The sequence below is a fragment of the Dactylosporangium sp. NPDC000521 genome (assembly GCF_042898305.1).
Classification (GTDB): domain Bacteria; phylum Actinomycetota; class Actinomycetes; order Mycobacteriales; family Micromonosporaceae; genus Dactylosporangium.
In genome coordinates, this window is sequence record NZ_JBIAYW010000014.1 from 124683 (window position 1) to 142675 (window position 17993).

The following is a 17993-nucleotide window of genomic DNA, read 5'->3' on the forward strand; positions in this document are numbered from 1 at the left end:
TGCGGGTCAAACGTTTCGTCATCGCCGATGCTGCTTGGTTCGAAGCGGTTCTCCTGGGTAGCGCCCCTGGTCGTGAAGGTGCTCGGAGTCAACGCGATCTTCCATGACCCCGCCGCGGCACTGATCGTGGACGGGCAGGTGCTCGCGGCCGCTGAGGAGGAGCGGTTCAGCCGCCGGAAGCACGGCAAGCGCCCCGTGCCGTTCTCGGCGTGGGAGCTGCCGGAGCTGTCGGCCGCGTGGTGTCTGGAGTACGCCGGGCTCGACCCCGGTGACCTGGACGCGGTCGCCTACTCGTTCGACCCCGCCCGCTGCGGCGACCTGGCCGGGACCGGGCTGCGCGACCCGTGGGACCCGCTGCGGGTCGACTACGCGGTCCGCGCGCCGCAGTTCCTGGCCGAGGCGCTGCCGGGCCTGGACCCGGCGCAGGTGGTCTTCGTCCCGCATCACGTCGCGCACGCCGCCTCGGCGGCGCTCGCCGTGCCACCGGACGGCGGGGACACCGCGGTCCTGGTGCTGGACGGCCGCGGCGAGGCGACCAGCCACCTCGCCGGCGTCTATCGCGACGGCGTCCTGTCGACGCTCGCGTCGCAGCGCCTGCCGCACTCCCTGGGCCTGCTGTACGAGGACCTGACCCGCCACCTGGGCTTCCTGCACTCCAGCGACGAGTACAAGGTGATGGCCCTGGCCTCCTACGGCAACCCCCGCTTCCTGCCGCAGCTGCGGGAGCTCGTACGGGCCACCGGCGACGGAGGGTTCCGGGTCGAGCGGATCGACTGGACGGCGCTGACGAAGCCGCGGGCGGCGGCCGCCGAGATGACCGACGACCACGCCGACCTCGCGTCGAGCGTGCAGGCCAGGCTCGAAGAGGTGCTGCTGGACCTGGTGCGGTGGACCTACGACGCCGCCGGCGGCCCCGCGACGCTCACGATGGCCGGCGGGGTCGCGCTCAACTGCGTCGCCAACGCCCGGATCGCCGCCGAGGGGCCGTTCTCCCGCGTCTGGGTGCAGCCCGCCGCCGGCGACGCCGGCACCGCCCTCGGCGCCGCCCTGCACGTCGCCAACGAAGCGGCGCACTGCCCGGGCGGCGACGCCGCCCACGACACGGCGCCTGGCGCGGCGTCTGGCGCGGCGTTCAGTGCGGCGTCCGGCGCGGCCGCGGGCGTGGCGCCGGTCGTGGCGCCGATGACGGGGGCCGACCTCGGGCGGGGCTGGTCCGACGACGAGCTCGAGGCCGAGCTGCGCCGGGCGGCCCTGCCCTACACCAGGCCCGCGTCGATCGCCGCCGAGGCCGCCGAGGTCCTTGCCCGCAACGGGATCGTCGCCTGGTTCCAGGGGCGCAGCGAGTACGGCCCCCGCGCGCTCGGCCACCGCTCCCTCCTCGCGCACCCCGGCGACCGCGACACCACGGCCCGGATGAACGACGTGAAGGGCCGCGAGCAGTTCCGCCCGATCGCGCCGATGGTCCGCGCCGAACGCTTCGCCGACGTGTTCGAGGGCGTCTACCCGAGCCCGTACATGCTGTTCGTGCACCGCGTCCGTCCCGAGTGGACGGACCGGATCCCCGCCGTCGTCCACGTCGACGGCACGGCGCGGGTCCAGACCGTGCACCGTGAGCGCGAGCCGGTCGTCGCGGCGATGCTCGCCGAGTTCGAGCGCCGCACCGGCCTGCCGGTCGTGGTCAACACCTCGCTCAACACGGCCGGCCGCCCCATGGTCGACACGCCGCGCGAGGCCATGGAGCTGTTCGGGTCGGCCCCGGTCGACCTCCTCGCCATCGGGCCGTTCGCGGTGCACCGGGGGAGCGCCTTCGGCGGCGTCCCCGGAAGTGCTTCGGGGAGCGGCCGATGAGCCGCCTGCCCAACGGCGTCAGCATCGTCGTGCCCACGATCGGCCGGCCGAGCCTCGGCACGCTCATCGCGTCGCTCGGCGACCTCACCGCCGCGCCGGTCCCGGTCGAGCTGCTCACCGTCGACGGCCGGGGTCGCGGCCCGGCCGCCGCCCGCAACGCCGGGTGGCGCGCCGCCCGCCACGAGTGGGTCGCGTTCCTCGACGACGACGTCGTCGCCGGGCCGGACTGGCTGCTGCGCCTGGTCGACGACCTCACCGTCGACGGCACGGTCGGCGGCGTGCAGGGCCGGGTCATGGTCCCGCTGCCGGCCGGCCGCCGCCCGACGGACTGGGAGCGGGTGACCGCCGGTCTGGCCGGCGGTGCCTGGATCACCGCCGACATGGCGTACCGGCGGGAAGCCCTCGTCGGCGCCGGCGGCTTCGACGAGCGGTTCCCGCGGGCGTTCCGCGAGGACGCCGAGCTGGCGTTGCGGGTCCACGCCGCCGGATGGCGGCTGCTGCGTGGCGGGCGGGCCGTCACGCACCCCGTCCGCCCCGAAGGCCCGTGGGTCAGCGTCCGCACCCAGCGGGGCAACGCCGACGACGCGCTGCTGCGGCACCTGTACGGCCGGCGCTGGCGCAGCCTCCTGGGCGTCCCACCCGGCCGGCGGCGCCGGCACGCGGCGGTGACGGCCGCCGGGCTCGCCGCGATCGGCCTGTCGGGCGTGGCCGCGGCGACCGGTGGCCGCGGCGCACGCGCCGGCGCGCTCGCCGCCGGGCTCGTCTGGGCCGCGGGGACGGCCCGGTTCGCGGCCGCCCGCATCCTGCCCGGCCCCCGGACCCTGCGGGAGGTGGCGACGATGACCGTGACGAGCGTCGCGATCCCGCCGGTCGCGGTTGCCGCGTGGTGCCGCGGATGGCTCCGCGGCCGCGGCGCACTCCCGCTGCCCGTGACGCCACGACCCTCGATCGCGGACCCCGCCACGATCACCCGGCGGTCCCAGGGATCCACCGCGGAGCCCGGGCGGCACGAGGCGGACACCATCGCGGAGCCCGGACGGCCCGGAGCAGACACCGCCTCCGAACCCGGGCGGTCCGAATTGGACACCGTCGCGGAATCCGGACGGCCTGGAGCAGGCACCGCCTCGAGACCCGGGTGGTCCGGAGTGGACACCGTCACAGGATCCGGACGGTCCGGAGCGGGGATCACCGCGGAGCATGGACCGTCCGAAGTGGACACACGCGCGGACGCCGGCAGGTCCGAAGTGGACGCCGGGTCGGCCGGGCGGGCGTCCCGGGTGGACGCCGGACCAGGCGCCGGAGCCCGCCCCGGCGGTCCGGCCGCACCGGCGGGCCATGGCGCGGACGGGCGGCCGTCCGACGCGAGCGCCGCGGCGTTCGCCGCCGGCCCGGCGCGGGGCGGGGTGGCCCGGTGACGGCCGTGGCGCCGCGCCCCGCCGAGGCCGCTCCGGCGTCGCGGGGTGCCCGCCTCTTCGACGCGGTGCTCTTCGACCGCGACGGCACCCTCATCCACGACGTGCCGTACAACGGCGACCCGGCGCTCGTGCGCCCCGTCGACGGCGCGAGGGAGGCCCTCGACCGCCTCCGCGCCGCGGGCCTGCGCCTCGGCGTCGTCACCAACCAGTCCGGCGTCGCCCGCGGCAGGTTCGGCCCCGCCGGGCTCGCCGCCGTCAACGCCCGCGTCGAGGAGCTGCTCGGCCCGTTCGAGACCTGGCAGGTCTGCCCGCACGCCGAGGACGCCGGCTGCCGCTGCCGCAAGCCCGCCCCCGGCATGGTCATCGCCGCCGCCGCCGCGCTCGGCACCACCCCGGACCGGTGCGTGGTCGTCGGCGACATCGGCCGGGACGTCGCCGCCGCGGAGGCCGCCGGGGCGACAGCCGTTCTTGTGCCGACCCGCGAGACGCTACTATCCGAAGTTGCGTCGGCACCCGCCGTGGTGAACACGCTCGGCGAGGCCGCCGACCTGGTCCTGCACCGGCAGCGGTTCCTCCTCCCGCCGGGACAGCGGCAGCCGCGCCGCAGGCGGCGGTGCGTCCTCGTCGCCCGCGCCGACTCCGCCGGCGACGTCCTCGTGACGGGACCCGCCGTCCGGGCCGTCGCCGCCGGCGCCGACCGCGTCGTCATGCTGTGCGGCCCGCGGGGGCGCGCGGCCGCCGAGCTGCTGCCGGGCGTCGACGAGCTCGTCGAGTGGCGGCTGCCCTGGATCGACCCGGAGCCGGGGCCCGTCGACCGGGCCGCGACCGAGGCGATGGTCGACCGGATCGCCGCGGCCGGCGTCGAGGAGGCGGTCGTGTTCACGTCGTTCCACCAGTCGGCGCTGCCGCTCGCGCTGCTGCTGCGGATGGCCGGCGTCGGCCGGATCAGCGCGGTCAGCGACGACTACCCGGGTGCGCTGCTGGACGTCCGGCACCGCGTGCCGGCCGGCGTCCCCGAGGCCGAGCGGGCGCTGTCGCTCGCCGCGGCGGCCGGGTTCGCCCCGCCGGCCGGCGACGACCTGCGCCTGCGGATCTCGGTGCCGGCCCGGATCCGCCGCGGACGGCACGTCGTCGTCCACCCCGGTGCCTCCGTGCCCGCCCGTGCCTGCCCGCCGCACGTGTACGCGCGGCTCACCGCCGCCCTCACCGCCGCAGGCCACCGGGTGCTCGTCACCGGTGGCCCCGGCGAGACCGACCTGACCGCGGCCGTCGCGAGCGCCGGCGGTGTCGACCTCGGCGGCGGCACGTCCCTGGCCGAGCTGGCGGAGATCGTCGCCGGCGCCGGCTGCCTCGTCGCCGGCAACACCGGCCCGGCCCACATCGCCGCCGCCGTCGGCACGCCGGTCGTCAGCCTGTACGCCCCGACCGTCCCCTTCGGACAGTGGGCGCCGTTCCGGGTGCCGGTCGTGCGGCTCGGTGACGCGAGCGCGCCGTGCCGCGACACCCGGGCCGCGGTGTGCCCGGTGCCCGGCCACCCTTGCCTGTCCACCGTCGAGCCGGCGGCCGTGCTCGACGCCGTCCGGACCCTCATCCGGGAGGCCGCGTGAACATCCTGCTCTGGCACGTGCACGGCGCGTGGACGACGGCGTTCGTCCACGGCAAGCACCGCTACCTGGTGCCCGTGACGGACGACCGCGGCCCGTTCGGGCGGGGACGCGCCCGCACGTATCCGTGGCCGGACACCGTCGAGGAGGTCACCCCGGACGGGCTGCCCGCCGCGGACGTCGACGTCGTGGTCCTGCAACGGCCGGAGGAGCTGGAGCTCGCCGAGCGCTGGCTGCACCGCCGCCCGGGGCGGGACCTGCCGGCCGTGTACGTCGAGCACAACACGCCCATGGGCGACGTGCCGGACACCAGGCACCCGATGGCCGACCGCGACGATCTGCGGGTCGCCCACGTGACGCACTTCAACGACCTGTTCTGGGACTGCGGCTCCACCCGGACCGCCGTCGTCGAGCACGGCATCGTCGAGCCGCGCGCCCGGTACGGCGGCGAACTCCCGCGACTCGCGATCGCCACCAACGAGCCGGTGCGCCGCCGCCGGGTCACCGGGACCGACCTCATGCCGCGCTTCGCCGCCGTGGCGCCGCTGGACGTGTTCGGCATGGGCACCGCGGGCCTGCCGGACGCCCTCGGGCTCGGCGCGGGGTGGCTGCGGGTGCACGACGACCCGCCGCAGGCGGCGATGCACGAGGAGCTCGCGCGGCGCCGGGCGTACCTCCACCTCTGCCGCTGGACGTCGCTCGGGCTGAGCCTGATCGAGGCGATGACGATCGGCATGCCGGTCCTCGCGCTCGCGACGACGGAGGCGGTGCGGGCCGTGCCCCCGGACGCCGGCGTGCTGTCCACCCGCGTCGACGACCTGGTCGACGCGGCGCACTGGCTCATCGAGGACCCGGACGAGGCGCGGCGGATGGGGCGGCGCGCCCGGTCGGCGGCCCTGGCCCGGCACGGGCTGGACCGGTTCCTGGCCGACTGGGACCACCTGCTGGAGGAGGCGCTGTGCGCATCGCGATGATCTCGGAACACGCCAGCCCGCTCGCCGCGCTCGGTGGCGAGGACGCGGGCGGCCAGAACACGCACGTGGCCGAGCTCTCCGCCGCCCTGGCGGCGCTCGGGCACGACGTGCGGGTCCACACCCGCCGCGACAGCGCCGCCCTGCCCGCCGAGGTGAGGGCCGCCAGCGGCGTCACGGTCGTGCACGTGCCGGCCGGGCCGGCCGAGGCGCTCGCCAAGGACGAGCTGCTGCCGCACATGGGCGCGTTCGCGCGCTGGTCCGCGCGGCAGTGGCTGGACGGCGGCTGGTCGCCCGACGTCGTCCACGCGCACTTCTGGATGAGCGGCATCGCCGCCCTGGAGGCCGCGCGGCACGTCGACGCGCCGGTCGTGCAGACCTTCCACGCGCTCGGCAGCGTCAAGCGCCGCCACCAGGGCGCCCAGGACACCAGCCCGGCCTGCCGCGTCGGCGCCGAACGCGCCCTGTGCCGCACCGTCGACCGGATCGTGGCGCAGTGCTCCGACGAGGTCGCCGAGCTGATCCGGCTGGGCGCGCCGCGCTCCCGGATCACCGTCGTGCCGTCCGGCGTCAACCAGTGCACGTTCGGGCCCGGCGGGCCGGCCGTCCCGCGGACCCGCGGGCTGCGCCGCGTCCTCACCGTCGGCCGCCTGGTGCCCCGCAAGGGCTTCGAGGAGGTCGTCCGGGCGATGCGGCTCGTGCCGGGCGCGGAGTGCGTCATCGTCGGCGGGCCACCCGCCGACGACCTTGCGAGCGAGCCCTACGCGCGGCACCTGCTGGACCTCGCCGCCGCCCTCGGCGTCGCCGACCGGGTCCGGCTCGTCGGTGCCGTGCAGGCGGCGGACATGCCGGCCTGGTACCGCTCCGCGGACGTGGTCGTCGCCGCGCCCTGGTACGAGCCGTTCGGCCTCACCCCGCTCGAGGCGATGGCGTGCGGCGTGCCCGTCGTCGCGTCGGCGGTCGGCGGCCTCACCGACACCGTCGTCGACGGCTGCACCGGCGACCTGGTCCCGGCCCGCGACCCGCGCCGCCTCGGCGCCGCGATCCGGGGGCTGCTCGACGACGGGATGCGCCGCCTCGCGTACAGCGCCGCCGCCCTGGACCGGGCCCGCCGCTGCTACACCTGGCCCCGCGGCGCGGAGCGGCTCGAGGCGCTCTACCGCGAGGTCCAGCCCGCCGCCAGCGAGGTGCTCGCCGGATGAACGGGACGCAGCAGTCGCTGCTCGACAGCCATCTGGACCGGCTGGCCGCCTCGCTGGACCCGTTCCGTGCCGCGGCCGCCCAGCTGGGGCGCTGGGGCGGCCGGCTCGCGCACACCCTCGGGCACGGCGGGCGGCTCCTCGCCGCGGGCAACGGCGGCAGCGCCGCCGAGGCGCAGCACCTGGCCGCCGAGCTCGTCGGGAAGCTGCGCGACGACCGCAGGCCGCTGTCGGCCATCGCGCTGTGCGCGGACTCGTCGGCGGTCACCGCGATCGGCAACGACTACGGCTTCGAGGAGCTCTTCGCCCGTCAGGTCCGTGGCCACGGCCGCGACGGCGACATCCTCGTCGTGCTGTCGACCAGCGGCCGCAGCCCCAACCTGCTCGCGGCGGCCCGCGCCGCCCGCGACTGCGGCATGCACACCTGGGCGCTGACCGGGCCCGCGCCCAACCCCCTCGCGGAGCTCTGCGACGAGGTCGTCGCCTGCCCGTCGCCGGACAGCCAGGTCGTGCAGGAGCTGCACCTGGCCGCCGTGCACGTGCTGTGCGAGCACGTCGACCGGGTGCTGCCGTCGGTCCTCGACGGCCGGCCGGCCCAGCTGAGTGCCCGCCGACCCCTGACACCGCGGCCGGACCTGATCCTCGCCGCCGCCCACGCCAACGGAGAACGTCATGCCTGAGCTCCTGGTCGTCGTCGGCGACACGCTGCTGGACCGTGACGTCGACGGCGCCGTCCGCCGGGTCTGCCCCGACGCGCCCGCCCCCGTGCTCGACGAGGAGGCCACGACCGACCGCCCCGGCGGCGCCGGCCTGGCCGCACTGCTCGCCGCCCAGGGCGGGATCCGGGAAGCGCTGCGCGCCGCGCGTCAGGGCCATCGGGTCGCGCTGGTCACGGCGCTCGCCGGGGACGCCAATGGGGCCCGGCTCTGCGAGCTGCTGAACGCCGCCGGCGTCGCCGTGTACGCGGCCGACCTGCCGGGCGCGACGCCCGAGAAGATCCGGCTGCGGGCCGGCGGGCAGGTGCTGCTGCGGCTGGACCGCGGCGGGGCGCGGCAGCCGCCCCGCGACCCGTCCGAGGCGACCCTCGCGGTCCTGCGGGACGCTTCGGCGATCCTCGTCAGCGACTACGGCCGCGGCCTGACCGGCCACCCGGCCGTCCGGGCCGCACTGAGCGCGGCGACCGCGCCGATCGTCTGGGACCCGCACCCGCACGGCGCGGTGCCGGTGCCCGGCGTCCGGCTCGCCACGCCCAACCTCGCCGAGGTGCGCGCGCTCAGCGGCGACGCCGGCAAGGGCAGCCGGCTCTCCACGGCCGTGCGGGGCGCCGGCGTCCTGCGTGACCGCTGGCAGGCCGCCGCGGTCGCCGTCACGATGGGCGCCGGCGGCGCGGTGCTGTGCCAGGCCGGCCCCACCCCGCTCGTCGTCCCGGCACCCGCCGGCGCGGACGGCGACACGTGCGGCGCGGGGGACCGGTTCGCCGCCACCGCCGCGCTCGCCCTGGCCCACGGTGCGCTGGTGTCGGAGGCGGTGCAGGAGGCCGTCGCCGGGGCCACCGCGTTCGTCGCCGCCGGTGGGGCGTCATCGGCCTGGTCCCCGGCCGCTCCACCGGCTGTGTCACCGGCTGTGTCGCCGGCCGTCGCGGAGCCGCCCGCCGCAGCGCCGGCACCGGTCGGCCTGGACGAGGCCGGCCGGATCGTCGCGGACGTGCGGGCCCGCGGCGGCACGGTGGTCGCCACCGGCGGCTGCTTCGACCTGCTGCACGCCGGGCACGTCGCGACCCTGGAGGCGGCCCGGAATCTCGGCGACTGCCTCGTCGTCTGCCTCAACTCCGACGCGGGCGTGCGGGCGCTCAAGGGCCCCGACCGCCCGCTGAACCCGCAGGCCGACCGGGCCCGCCTGCTGGCCGCCCTCGGCTGCGTCGACGCCGTGGCCGTCTTCGACGAGCCCACCCCCGCGGCGCTGCTGTCGTGGCTGCGCCCGGACATCTGGGTCAAGGGCGGCGACTACGCCGCCGGCGGCCCTGACCTGCCCGAGGCGGAGGTCGTGGCGCAGCACGGCGGGCAGACCATCACCGTCCCCTACCTCGCCGGCCGCTCCACCACCCGCCTCATCACCGCCGCACAGCATCCAGAAACCCAGCGATCGAAGGAGAAGGCATGAGCCAAGCAGGACCCGCGGTTCTTGTCACCGGAGGCTCCAGCGGCCTCGGTGCGGCGGTCGTGACGGCGGTGACAAAGTCCGGCGGGCGGCCGTTCGTCATCGACCGGCAGGCGCCCGCGGACGGCGTCCCCTGGGTCGGGTGCGACCTCGCCGACACCCGCGCGGCGGAGGCCGCGACCCGCGAGACCGTCGAGCGGGCAGGCGGCCTGCACGGCGTCGTCACCGCGGCCGGGATGGACGTCCCCGGCCGCCTCGAGGACGTCCCCGGGGAGGTCTGGGAGCGGATCGTGGCCGTGGACCTGTTGGCGACGGCGGCAGTCGTACGGGCGGCGCTCCCCGCGCTCCGCGAGACGCACGGCACCGTCGTCACCATCGCCTCGACCCTGGGCGTGAAGGCGGTCAGCGACGCCACGGCCTACTGCGCCGCGAAGTTCGGCGTCGTCGGCTTCACCCGTGCCCTCGCCGCCGAGCTCGCCGGCGACGTCGGCGTGACCCTCGTCGTCCCGGGCGGCATGCGCACGAAGTTCTTCGACGACCGCGACGACCGGTACAAGCCCGGCCCCGACGCGATCCTCAACGACCCCGCGAACGTCGCCGCGGCCGTCATGTTCGCGCTCGCCCAGCCCGCCGGCTGTGCGGTCCGGGAGATGGTGGTCTGCGCGGAGACGGAGACGTCCTACCCGTGACCCGCCCCCCGGCCCTGCTCGTCCTGCGCGCCCTCGGCATCGGCGACCTGGTCACGTCGGTGCCGGCGCTGCGCGGGCTGCGGGCGGCGTACCCGCGGCACCGGCTCACGCTGGCCGCACCGGCCTGGCTGGCCCCGCTGGTGCGCCTGGTCGGCGCCGTCGACGCCCACCTGCCGGTCGAGGATCTCACCCCGAAGCCCTGGGTAGCCCCACCACCCGAGGTGGCCGTCAACCTGCACGGCCGCGGCCCGCAGTCCCATCTCCTGCTGCGGGCCGCGGCCCCGGGCCGCCTGCTCGCCTTCGCCTGCCCGGAGGCCGGCCACGGCGACGGCCCGCGCTGGGAGGACGACGAGCACGAGGTGACCCGCTGGTGCCGCCTCCTGGCCTGGCACGGTGTCCCGTCGGACCCGTCGGACCTGGACCTGCCGGCGCCGCCCACGCTGTTCGCGGGTGGGGCGACGGTGCTCCACGTGGGCGCGAAGTCGGGCCTGCGCCGCTGGCCCACCGACCGGTTCGCCACGGTGGCCCGGCGGCTCGCCGCGGACGGCCACCGGGTCGTGGTGACCGGTGGCCCGGGCGAGGAACGGGTCGCGTCCACCGTCGCCGGCGCGGCCGGCCTCCCGCCCGCCGCGGTCCTCGCGGGCCGGACCGGGCCGGCCGGCCTCGCCGCCCTGATCGCCCACGCCCGCCTCCTGATCAGCGGCGACACGGGCGCGGCCCACCTGGCCACCGCCTTCGGCACCCCGTCGGTGATCCTGTTCGGCCCGATGTCCCCGGCCCGCTGGGGCCCGCCCGCCGGCCGCCCCCGGCATCACGCGATCTGGCACGGCACCCGGTCCGAGCCCGGCGACGCCCCGTCCGGCGACCCCCACCCGGCGCTGCTGCGCATCACCCCCGGCGAGGTCCTGACCAGCGCCGCTCAGGTCCTCACCGCGGATCGCGCGACGTCGATCGGGACGGTGGATGCGCGCCGGTGATGTGCTTCGGCGGGGGGCGGCGCGGGCAGGGGCCGGGGTCGCATCGAACCGAGCGCGGAAGGAGTACCCATGACCACCGTTAGAGAGATCATGACCCCGGACGTCACGTGCGTCCAGGAGACCGAGACGCTGCGCGACGCCGCCCGCGGCCGGCTCGTGCCCCGCCGGCCTGGCCGCCGGTCACTGCGCACGGTGGCCAGCCCGGACGGCGGAACCCGGCGGCGGACGGTCAGGGCAGGGTCTCAGGCCCGTCGGGGGTGACGGGCGGGTCCGGCTGGGCGGGGTCTTCGGTGACGGGCACCGGGTCCATGACCAGGATGGCGCCTGCTGCGGTGTCGTTGCCGTCGACCAGCAGGTTCGCGGCGATGCGCAGTGAGGTCGGGCGGCCGCGGCGGTTGATGGCGCTCAGCGTCAGGTGGTCCTGGGCCGGGCCGGGGCCGAGGACCGAGCGGATCAGCGGCCGGAGCTGGTCGGTGGGCAGGCCGATGTCGAGGTTGAGGAAGTGCTGGCCGACGGCCTCCTCGGCGCGGATGCCCCACAGGTCGTCCATGCGCCGGTTCCAGACCATGACCCGCAGCTCCGGGTCCAGCACGACGACCCCGGAGCGCAGGCTGCTGAGGATCGCCTGGAGGAAGACGTTCGACTCGTGCACCTCGCCGGTGCGGTCCTGCAGCTCCTCGTTGATGGCCTGCAGCTCGTCGTTCGTGGACTGGAGCTCCTCGTTCATCGTCTCCAGCTCCTCGTTCGTGGACTGCAGCTCCTCGTTGGTGGTCTCCAGCTCCTCGACCGTGGACTGCAGCTCCTCGTTGGTGGTCTCCAGCTCCTCGTTGGTGGACTGCAGCTCCTCGTACGCCGCCTCCAACTGCTGATTCGTGTGCTCCAGCTCCTGCTGCAGGCGCCGCGCCGTGGTGATGTCCTGGAAGACGATCGCCGTGCCGAGCAGCTCGCCGGAGCCGTCGGTGAGCGGGTGGATCTGCACGTCGAGGTGGAACTTCTCGCCTTGGCCGGTGGTGTGCTGCACGTCGGCGACCCGGACGACCCGGCGCTCGGTCTTGGCCTTCTCGATGTGCCCGCGCAGCTCCACCGGCCGGTAGGAGAGGTCCAGGTCACGGAACGGCCGGCCGCAGTCCGAGGACGACAGCCCGAACAGCGTCTCCGCCTGATGGTTGACGAGCGCGACCAGCCCCGTGTCGGTGATCACGAGCTGCGCGACCGGGCCGGCCGTGAACGCCTCGTGCCGCAGCCGCTCCAGGCCGGTGAGCCGCGAGGCGTCGAGCGGCGGTGCCGGGACGGCCAGGACCGGGTCGCCGAGGAACGGCGGCCGGGCGGCCCGGCGGAACACCCGCCGCTTCAGGTCGACCGGCGCGAACAGGGTGGCGTGGCTCAGCAGCATCTCCGCCTTGCCGAGGAACAGCAGCCCGGCCGGTGCCAGCGCGAAGTGGAACCTGGTGAGGATCCGCGCCTGCGTCTCGGCGTTGAAGTACATCAGGGTGTTGCGGCAGACGAGCAGGTCGATGCGCGAGATCGGCGCGTCCTGGACGAGGTCGTTGCGGCCGAAGATGACCGACCGGCGGAGGTCCTTGCGGAAGCTGTACCGGTTGCCGACGACGTCGAAGTAGCGCTCCAGCATCCCGTCGGGCAGGGCCTGCACGTCGCGCTCGTTGTAGACGGCCTGCCGGGCCTGGGTCAGGCCCTCCTCGTCGACGTCCGTCGCGTAGATCTTGACCCGGCGCCGGAACTCGTCCGGGCCGAGCACCTCACAGAGCAGCATCGCCAGGCTGTACGCCTCCTCCCCGGACGCGCACCCGGCGCTCCAGATCCGCAGCGGTGCGTCCGGCTTCGACTCGGCCAGCATCCGGGGGATCAGCTCGGTGCGCAGGTAGTCCCACGGCTCCGAGTCGCGGAAGAAGCTCGTGACGTTGATGAGGATCGTGTTGAACAGCGTCGTGAACTCGTCCGGGTGCACCTGGAGCTGGTCGAGGTACTCGCTGTAGCCGTGCATGCCGAGCTGCGCGATCCGCCGGTTGACCCGGCGCATCAGGCTGGAGCGCTTGTATCCCGTGAAGTCGAAGCCGCGTGCCTCCTTGAGGTACGTCAGCAGCGCCTCGAAGGCGTAGTCCGGCCCGGTCATCGTCACCCTTCCACAGCACCCGTCACCGACGAACGGTACCGCCAGGGACCGCCTCCGGCCCGGTCGCCACGGGAGTGCGTCGCGCTACGGCCCGGTGCCGCCGATCCGGATGATCAACTCGCGGATCAGCGCACTGGCGCGGGCCGCCTCGGCGCCTTTCTGCCGGTAGAGCTCGGCGGTCGCGGCGCTGCCCCGCCGCAGCGCCGTCGCCGACATGCGCTCGCTCAGCCCGGCCTTCTCCTCGAGACTGCGCACCGCCACCCGGAGCGCGTCCGCCACCTCTGCCGGCAGGTGCGGGAACCCGGGCACCGGCTGCGGCGGTTGCGGCGACTCGGTGTGTGACTCGGTGTGTGACTCGGTCTGTGCCGGGTCCGGGCGCGGGGCGCCGGGGTCGGCCGCCGCGGCGAAGGCCGCCAGCGCGGGGGCGAGGCGCGCCACCGGCAGGACGTGACAGCCGGGGACGTGCTCGGCCGCGCTGCGGGGCATCCGCGGGAATGGTGCCTCCTGCGGTGCCTGCGCGAACGCCGCGCCGCCACGGGCCGCGACCACCGCCAGCCCGCCGGTGCCGTCGTCGCCGCTGCCCGACAGCACCGCCCCGGCGACCAGCGGACCCCAGTGCAGCGCCGCCGACCGGAACAGCGGGTCGATCGCCGGCCGGTGCCCGCGTTCCGGCGGGCCCGCCGACAGCCGGACGTGGTCACCGTCGACCAGCAGGTGCCGGTCGGCGGGTGCCACGTACACGTGACCGGCCAGCAGCGGCGCGCCGTCGGGCGGATGACTGGCGGGCAGGATGCCGGCCCTCGACAGGATCCGTGGCAGGGCACTGGCCACGGTCGGCGGGATGTGCAGGGTCACGCAGACCGCGGCCGGCAGGTCGGCGGGCAGGCCGGCGATCAGCGTCCGCAGCGCCTCGACGCCGCCCGCGGACGCGCCGACCACGACGACGGCCCGCGGTGCGGCCACCGTGCTCACTCCGTCAGCCGGCGGCGCAGCAGGTCGAGCGTCTGCTGCAGCAGCCGCGAGACATCGATGACGACCTGGCACCGCCCGGCGTCGAACAGCTCGAACAGGACCTGCCGCACGTACGGCACGGTCGCGTGGTCGACCGAGCCGGCCACCTCCACGAGGTCCTCGTCGCGCTGGGACGACACCGTGATCGTCAGGTCCATCCGGCTCCCTGTGGCGGCACACGGAGGCGGTCCGCGCCGCGCCTCTCCTCCCAAGTCTCCTCTCGTCCGGACGCTTCAGGGGGTGATACCGGCGGATGGCCGCCGAATCGCAGTAATCATCGCCAGTCGATCAACCAGGCGACGGTCGTCGATCGTGTCCGGCCGGTGGCGAGGTGTCGCGGGTGACCCATCCCGCCGAGGGGGTGCCGGGTGTGCGGGCGAGGCGGGGCGCCACCCGCTCGAACAGCTCCAGCATCCGGGCCCGGGCCGCCGCCACCTGATGCCGCCGCTCCCGCAGCATCTGCGCGGCCTGCTCCGCCCGCCGCGCGGCCGCCCGGCTCGCCTCCGCCGCCTCCCGCGCGCTCGCCCGGGCCGCCGCCCCGTTCAGCCGCGGCCGCTGCGCGTGCGGCCGGGTCCGCGGTGCCGCCGCGGCGGAGATGATGTCTGGTCGATCGACAGATCGGTACGGGGACATGAAGCGCAATCCTCGGAGCTCAAAGCCGACCCACTCGGCCCGTGCACGGGAGTGGGCGCTGTCGCGCCCGCGGCTCATGTCCGAACCGGCCCTCATCGTACCGCCGCGGGACCGTGCCGGCCCGTTCCGCCGGGCCCGGCGTGTACCGGTGCCGGCGGCGTCATTGCCGTCGATCCGCGAGCCTAATCGTAAGGATTGTTGACAGTTTACGTATCGACTCGTACCTTACCGATGGTCACGCCGACGAGAGGGGGACTCGTGTCGGGAGCTTTGTCTTTTGGGCAGGAACGGCTCTGGTTCCTCGACCAGCTCGACCCAGGTGACGCCTCCTACAACATCCCGCTGGTCCTGCGGCTCACCGGTGAGCTCGACCCGGCCAGGCTGCGCGCCGCGCTGAACGGCCTGGTCCAGCGGCACGAGACGCTGCGCACCAGGTTCCCGGCGGTCGACGGCCGCCCGTTCGCGACGCCCGGCCCGGCACCCGTCCTGGACGAGGTCGCCTGCGCCGAGGAAGGGCTCGCCGCGCTGCTCGCCGAGCGCAGCAACGCCCCGTTCGACCTCGCCGAGGGCCCGCTGTTGCGTGCCACTCTGATTACGCTCGGTGACGAGCACGTGCTCAGTCTCGTCGTGCACCACATCGTCGCCGACGGCTGGTCGCTCAACGTGCTGCGCGACGAGCTCGCCCGCCGCTACGCCGGCACCTTCGACGAGCCGCCGCTGCCCACCACGTACGCCGCCTACGCGCGGGCCCAGCGCGACGCGGGCGCCGAGCAGGACACCACGTTCTGGCGCGAACGGCTGACCGGCGCCACCCCCCTCGAACTCCAGCCGGACCTGCGGCGGCCCGCGTCGAAGACCTCCGAGGGCGCGTTCCACACCCACCGCATCGGCATCGCGGCGGCCCTCGACGGCTTCGCCCGCGAGCAGCGCGTCAGCCCGTTCATGGTGCTGCTCGCCGCGTACCAGCTGCTGCTGCAGCGGCACACCGGCCAGGACGACATCAGCGTCGGCGTGCCGGTCGCCGGCCGCAACGACCCCGACCTGGAGCCGCTCGTCGGCTACTTCTCCAACACCCTCGTCATGCGCGCCGACCTCAGCGGCGGCGGCACGTTCCGGGACCTGCTGAAGTCCACCCGCCGGACCGCCCTCGGCGCGTTCTCGCACCAGGACATGCCGTTCGAGCGGCTCCTCGACGAGCTGCGCGTCGAGCGGGACCTGTCGCGCAACCCGCTGTTCCAGACCCTGCTCACCGTGCACAGTCAGGACGGCGACCGGCACGGCGTGCCGCACGCGTTCGGCCCGCTGACCGCGGTGGAGATCGACGGCGGTCACGCGCAGACGAAGGTCGACGTGATGCTCGACGTCTGGCGCTCCGGCGACGAGCTCGTCTGCGTCTTCGGCTACCGCAGCGACCTGTTCCGCCCCGGGACGATCGCCGCCCTCGCCGAGCGCTTCGAGATGCTGCTGCGCGCCGCGCTCGCCGCCCCCGACACCCCGGTCCGTGACCTGCCGGTCCTCACCGAGGCGGACGAGGTGTTCCTGAGTTCCGCGGTCTTCGCCGGTACAGCCGGAGCCGCGCCGACCGGCACCGTCCTGGACGGCGTCGCGTCCCGGGCGGCCGGACACCCGGACAGGGCCGCCCTCGACGGCATGACCTACGCGGAGCTCTGGGAGGCCTCGGGCCGCCTGGCGGGTGCCCTGCGGGACGCGGGCGGGCCGGGGATCGTCGGCGTCTGCCTGCCCCGCGGCCCGCAGGCCGTCGTCGCGATGCTCGCCGCCTGGCGGGCCGGCGCCGCCTACCTGCCGCTCGACCCGTCGTACCCGCCGGCCCGCCTCGCCTTCATGGTCGCCGACAGCGGCGCGGGCGTCGTCGTGACCGACGGCCGGCACACCTTCGACGGCGTGCGGACGATCCCGGTGACGGCGACCGGCGCCGCCGCGCCCGTGGCCCCGGACCCCGAGGACGCCGCCTACGTCATCTACACCTCCGGGTCCACCGGCACCCCGAAGGGCGTCCTGGTGCCGCACCGGGCCCTGGCCGCCCGCGCCGCCTGGATGCGCGACGGCTACGGCATCACCGCGGCCGACACCGTCGCGCAGTTCGCGGCGCTGAGCTTCGACACGCACGCCGAAGAGCTGTGGCCGGCCCTGACCGCCGGCGGCACCGTCGTCTTCGCCGACGCCGACCTGCCCGACTTCCTCGCGTCCCCGGCCGGGGCGGCAGTCACCGTCCTGGACCTGCCGACGCCGTACTGGCACCGCCTGGTCGACGACCTCGGCGGCGTCCGCTGGCCGGCCGGGCTGCGCCTGGTCATCCTCGGCGCCGACCAGGTCGAGGCGGCCGCCGTCGCCCAGTGGACCGCGGCCTTCGGCGACCGGGTCCGCCTCGTCAACTCCTACGGCCCCACCGAGACGACCATCATCGCCACCGCCGCCGACCTCACCGGCGACCGGTCCGGCGAACGGCCACCGATCGGCCGTCCACTGTGGAACACCACCCTCGCCGTCACCGACCGGCACGGCCGGCCCGTGCCGCCCGGCGTCCCGGGGGAGCTGCGCATCGGCGGCGCCGGCCTCGCCCACGGCTACCTCGGCCGGCCCGGGCGCACCGCCGAGGCGTTCGAACCCGACCCCGGCGGGCCGCCCGGCGCCCGCCGGTACCGCAGCGGCGACCGCGTCCGGTGGCGCCCCGACGGGCAGCTGGAGTTCCTCGGCCGGCTCGACGAGCAGGTCAAGGTCCGCGGCTACCGCATCGAACCCGGTGAGGTCACCGCCGCGCTCCTGGCGCTGCCGGGCGTCGGCCAGGCCGCCGTCGTCGCCCGCACCGACGCCCTCATCGGCTACGTGACACCGGCGTCGCTGGAGCCGCCGGCGGTGCGGCAAGCGCTTGCCGAGACGCTGCCGGCGCATCTCGTGCCGACGGCGATCGTGGCACTGGAAGCCCTGCCGCTCACCGTCAACGGCAAGCTCGACAAGGCCGCCCTCCCGGATCCTGAGGTCCGCTCGGCGGCCGGCTACGTCGCGCCCCGCACCGACGCCGAGGACCTCGTCGCCGGGGTCTGGGCCGAGGTGCTCGGCGTGGAGAAGGTCGGCGCGCACGACGACTTCTTCGACCTCGGCGGCCACTCGCTGCTCGCCACCCGCATGGTTGCCCGGGTCCGCGCCGCCGTCGACCTGACCGTCCCGATCCGCACGTTGTTCACCCACCGCACCGTCGCCGGGTTCGCCCAGGCCGTCGAGGCGCTGCTCATCGCCGAGATCGAGGCGATGGACGAAGAGACTGCACAGCACATGCTCACGGGGGACCAGTTATGACCAGCCCGGAGCGGAGCGAAGGGATGGGCTTCATGGGCACAGC

General features: G+C 75.8%; 15 protein-coding genes. 11 read left to right on the forward strand and 4 right to left on the reverse strand.

The genetic code is table 11. The annotated features are described in order from the left end of the window. Window positions 1–27: 27 nt before the first annotated feature. The 10 genes from ACFY3L_RS37000 to ACFY3L_RS37045 all read left to right on the forward strand — a co-directional run bounded on the left by ACFY3L_RS37000 (window position 28) and on the right by ACFY3L_RS37045 (window position 11121). Complete coding sequence (locus ACFY3L_RS37000) at window positions 28–1848, forward strand: carbamoyltransferase (RefSeq protein ID WP_389335167.1); 1821 nt, start codon at window positions 28–30, stop codon at window positions 1846–1848. Next, window positions 1845–3263, forward strand: coding sequence for a glycosyltransferase family 2 protein (locus tag ACFY3L_RS37005; protein ID WP_389335170.1), 1419 nt, complete (start codon window positions 1845–1847; stop codon window positions 3261–3263). Before ACFY3L_RS37000 ends, ACFY3L_RS37005 begins: the two co-directional genes overlap by 4 nt. Beyond that, window positions 3260–4870, forward strand: coding sequence for an HAD-IIIA family hydrolase (locus ACFY3L_RS37010; protein WP_389335173.1), 1611 nt, complete (start codon window positions 3260–3262; stop codon window positions 4868–4870). Before ACFY3L_RS37005 ends, ACFY3L_RS37010 begins: the two co-directional genes overlap by 4 nt. Continuing rightward, a complete protein-coding gene (locus tag ACFY3L_RS37015; RefSeq protein ID WP_389335176.1) occupies window positions 4867–5841 on the forward strand; it encodes a glycosyltransferase in 975 nt (324 codons plus the stop codon). The genes ACFY3L_RS37010 and ACFY3L_RS37015 overlap by 4 nt, the downstream gene beginning before the upstream one ends. Further along, window positions 5826–7040: a glycosyltransferase gene (locus tag ACFY3L_RS37020; protein ID WP_389335179.1), complete on the forward strand. Its 1215-nt coding sequence runs from the start codon at window positions 5826–5828 to the stop codon at window positions 7038–7040. The genes ACFY3L_RS37015 and ACFY3L_RS37020 overlap by 16 nt, the downstream gene beginning before the upstream one ends. After that, the gene (locus ACFY3L_RS37025) at window positions 7037–7717 is read left to right on the forward strand and encodes an SIS domain-containing protein (protein ID WP_389335181.1); all 681 of its coding nucleotides are present in this window, start codon (window positions 7037–7039) and stop codon (window positions 7715–7717) included. The genes ACFY3L_RS37020 and ACFY3L_RS37025 overlap by 4 nt, the downstream gene beginning before the upstream one ends. Further along, window positions 7710–9197 carry a PfkB family carbohydrate kinase gene (locus tag ACFY3L_RS37030; RefSeq protein ID WP_389335184.1) on the forward strand — a complete coding sequence of 496 codons (1488 nt, stop codon included), beginning with the start codon at window positions 7710–7712 and terminating at the stop codon, window positions 9195–9197. Before ACFY3L_RS37025 ends, ACFY3L_RS37030 begins: the two co-directional genes overlap by 8 nt. Beyond that, a complete protein-coding gene (locus tag ACFY3L_RS37035; RefSeq protein ID WP_389335187.1) occupies window positions 9194–9883 on the forward strand; it encodes an SDR family oxidoreductase in 690 nt (229 codons plus the stop codon). Before ACFY3L_RS37030 ends, ACFY3L_RS37035 begins: the two co-directional genes overlap by 4 nt. Further along, entirely contained in the window at window positions 9880–10860 is a 981-nt protein-coding gene (locus ACFY3L_RS37040; RefSeq protein ID WP_389335189.1) for a glycosyltransferase family 9 protein, read from the forward strand. Before ACFY3L_RS37035 ends, ACFY3L_RS37040 begins: the two co-directional genes overlap by 4 nt. Window positions 10861–10929: 69 nt before the next feature. Then, the gene (locus ACFY3L_RS37045) at window positions 10930–11121 is read left to right on the forward strand and encodes a hypothetical protein (RefSeq protein ID WP_389335192.1); all 192 of its coding nucleotides are present in this window, start codon (window positions 10930–10932) and stop codon (window positions 11119–11121) included. Here ACFY3L_RS37045 and ACFY3L_RS37050 read toward each other — a convergent pair. From ACFY3L_RS37050 to ACFY3L_RS37065, 4 genes are all read right to left on the reverse strand, one after another. Further along, entirely contained in the window at window positions 11090–12991 is a 1902-nt protein-coding gene (locus ACFY3L_RS37050; RefSeq protein WP_389335195.1) for a CheR family methyltransferase, read from the reverse strand. The genes ACFY3L_RS37045 and ACFY3L_RS37050 overlap by 32 nt on opposite strands. An 84-nt stretch (window positions 12992–13075) precedes the next feature. After that, entirely contained in the window at window positions 13076–13954 is an 879-nt protein-coding gene (locus ACFY3L_RS37055) for a chemotaxis protein CheB (RefSeq protein ID WP_389335198.1), read from the reverse strand. 5 nt (window positions 13955–13959) lie between these two features. Then, entirely contained in the window at window positions 13960–14160 is a 201-nt protein-coding gene (locus ACFY3L_RS37060) for a hypothetical protein (protein WP_389335201.1), read from the reverse strand. Between the two features lie 130 nt (window positions 14161–14290). Next, window positions 14291–14635 carry a hypothetical protein gene (locus ACFY3L_RS37065; protein WP_389335204.1) on the reverse strand — a complete coding sequence of 115 codons (345 nt, stop codon included), beginning with the start codon at window positions 14633–14635 and terminating at the stop codon, window positions 14291–14293. A 270-nt stretch (window positions 14636–14905) separates the two neighbouring features. Between ACFY3L_RS37065 and ACFY3L_RS37070 the strand changes: the two genes are divergently transcribed. Continuing rightward, window positions 14906–17950, forward strand: a complete 3045-nt coding sequence (locus ACFY3L_RS37070) for an amino acid adenylation domain-containing protein (protein WP_389335207.1) — start codon at window positions 14906–14908, stop codon at window positions 17948–17950. Window positions 17951–17993: the final 43 nt, after the last annotated feature.

Excerpts from the sequence above, each read along its gene's own strand:
- ACFY3L_RS37000 (WP_389335167.1), top strand. The coding sequence starts at position 28 with ATGCTGCTTGGTTCGAAGCGGTTCTCCTGGGTAGCGCCCCTGGTCGTG.
- ACFY3L_RS37005 (WP_389335170.1), top strand. The coding sequence starts at position 1,845 with ATGAGCCGCCTGCCCAACGGCGTCAGCATCGTCGTGCCCACGATCGGC.
- ACFY3L_RS37025 (WP_389335181.1), top strand. The coding sequence starts at position 7,037 with ATGAACGGGACGCAGCAGTCGCTGCTCGACAGCCATCTGGACCGGCTG.
- ACFY3L_RS37030 (WP_389335184.1), top strand. The coding sequence starts at position 7,710 with ATGCCTGAGCTCCTGGTCGTCGTCGGCGACACGCTGCTGGACCGTGAC.
- ACFY3L_RS37035 (WP_389335187.1), top strand. The coding sequence starts at position 9,194 with ATGAGCCAAGCAGGACCCGCGGTTCTTGTCACCGGAGGCTCCAGCGGC.
- ACFY3L_RS37045 (WP_389335192.1), top strand. The coding sequence starts at position 10,930 with ATGACCACCGTTAGAGAGATCATGACCCCGGACGTCACGTGCGTCCAG.
- ACFY3L_RS37050 (WP_389335195.1), bottom strand. The coding sequence starts at position 12,991 with ATGACCGGGCCGGACTACGCCTTCGAGGCGCTGCTGACGTACCTCAAG.
- ACFY3L_RS37060 (WP_389335201.1), bottom strand. The coding sequence starts at position 14,160 with ATGGACCTGACGATCACGGTGTCGTCCCAGCGCGACGAGGACCTCGTG.
- ACFY3L_RS37065 (WP_389335204.1), bottom strand. The coding sequence starts at position 14,635 with ATGTCCCCGTACCGATCTGTCGATCGACCAGACATCATCTCCGCCGCG.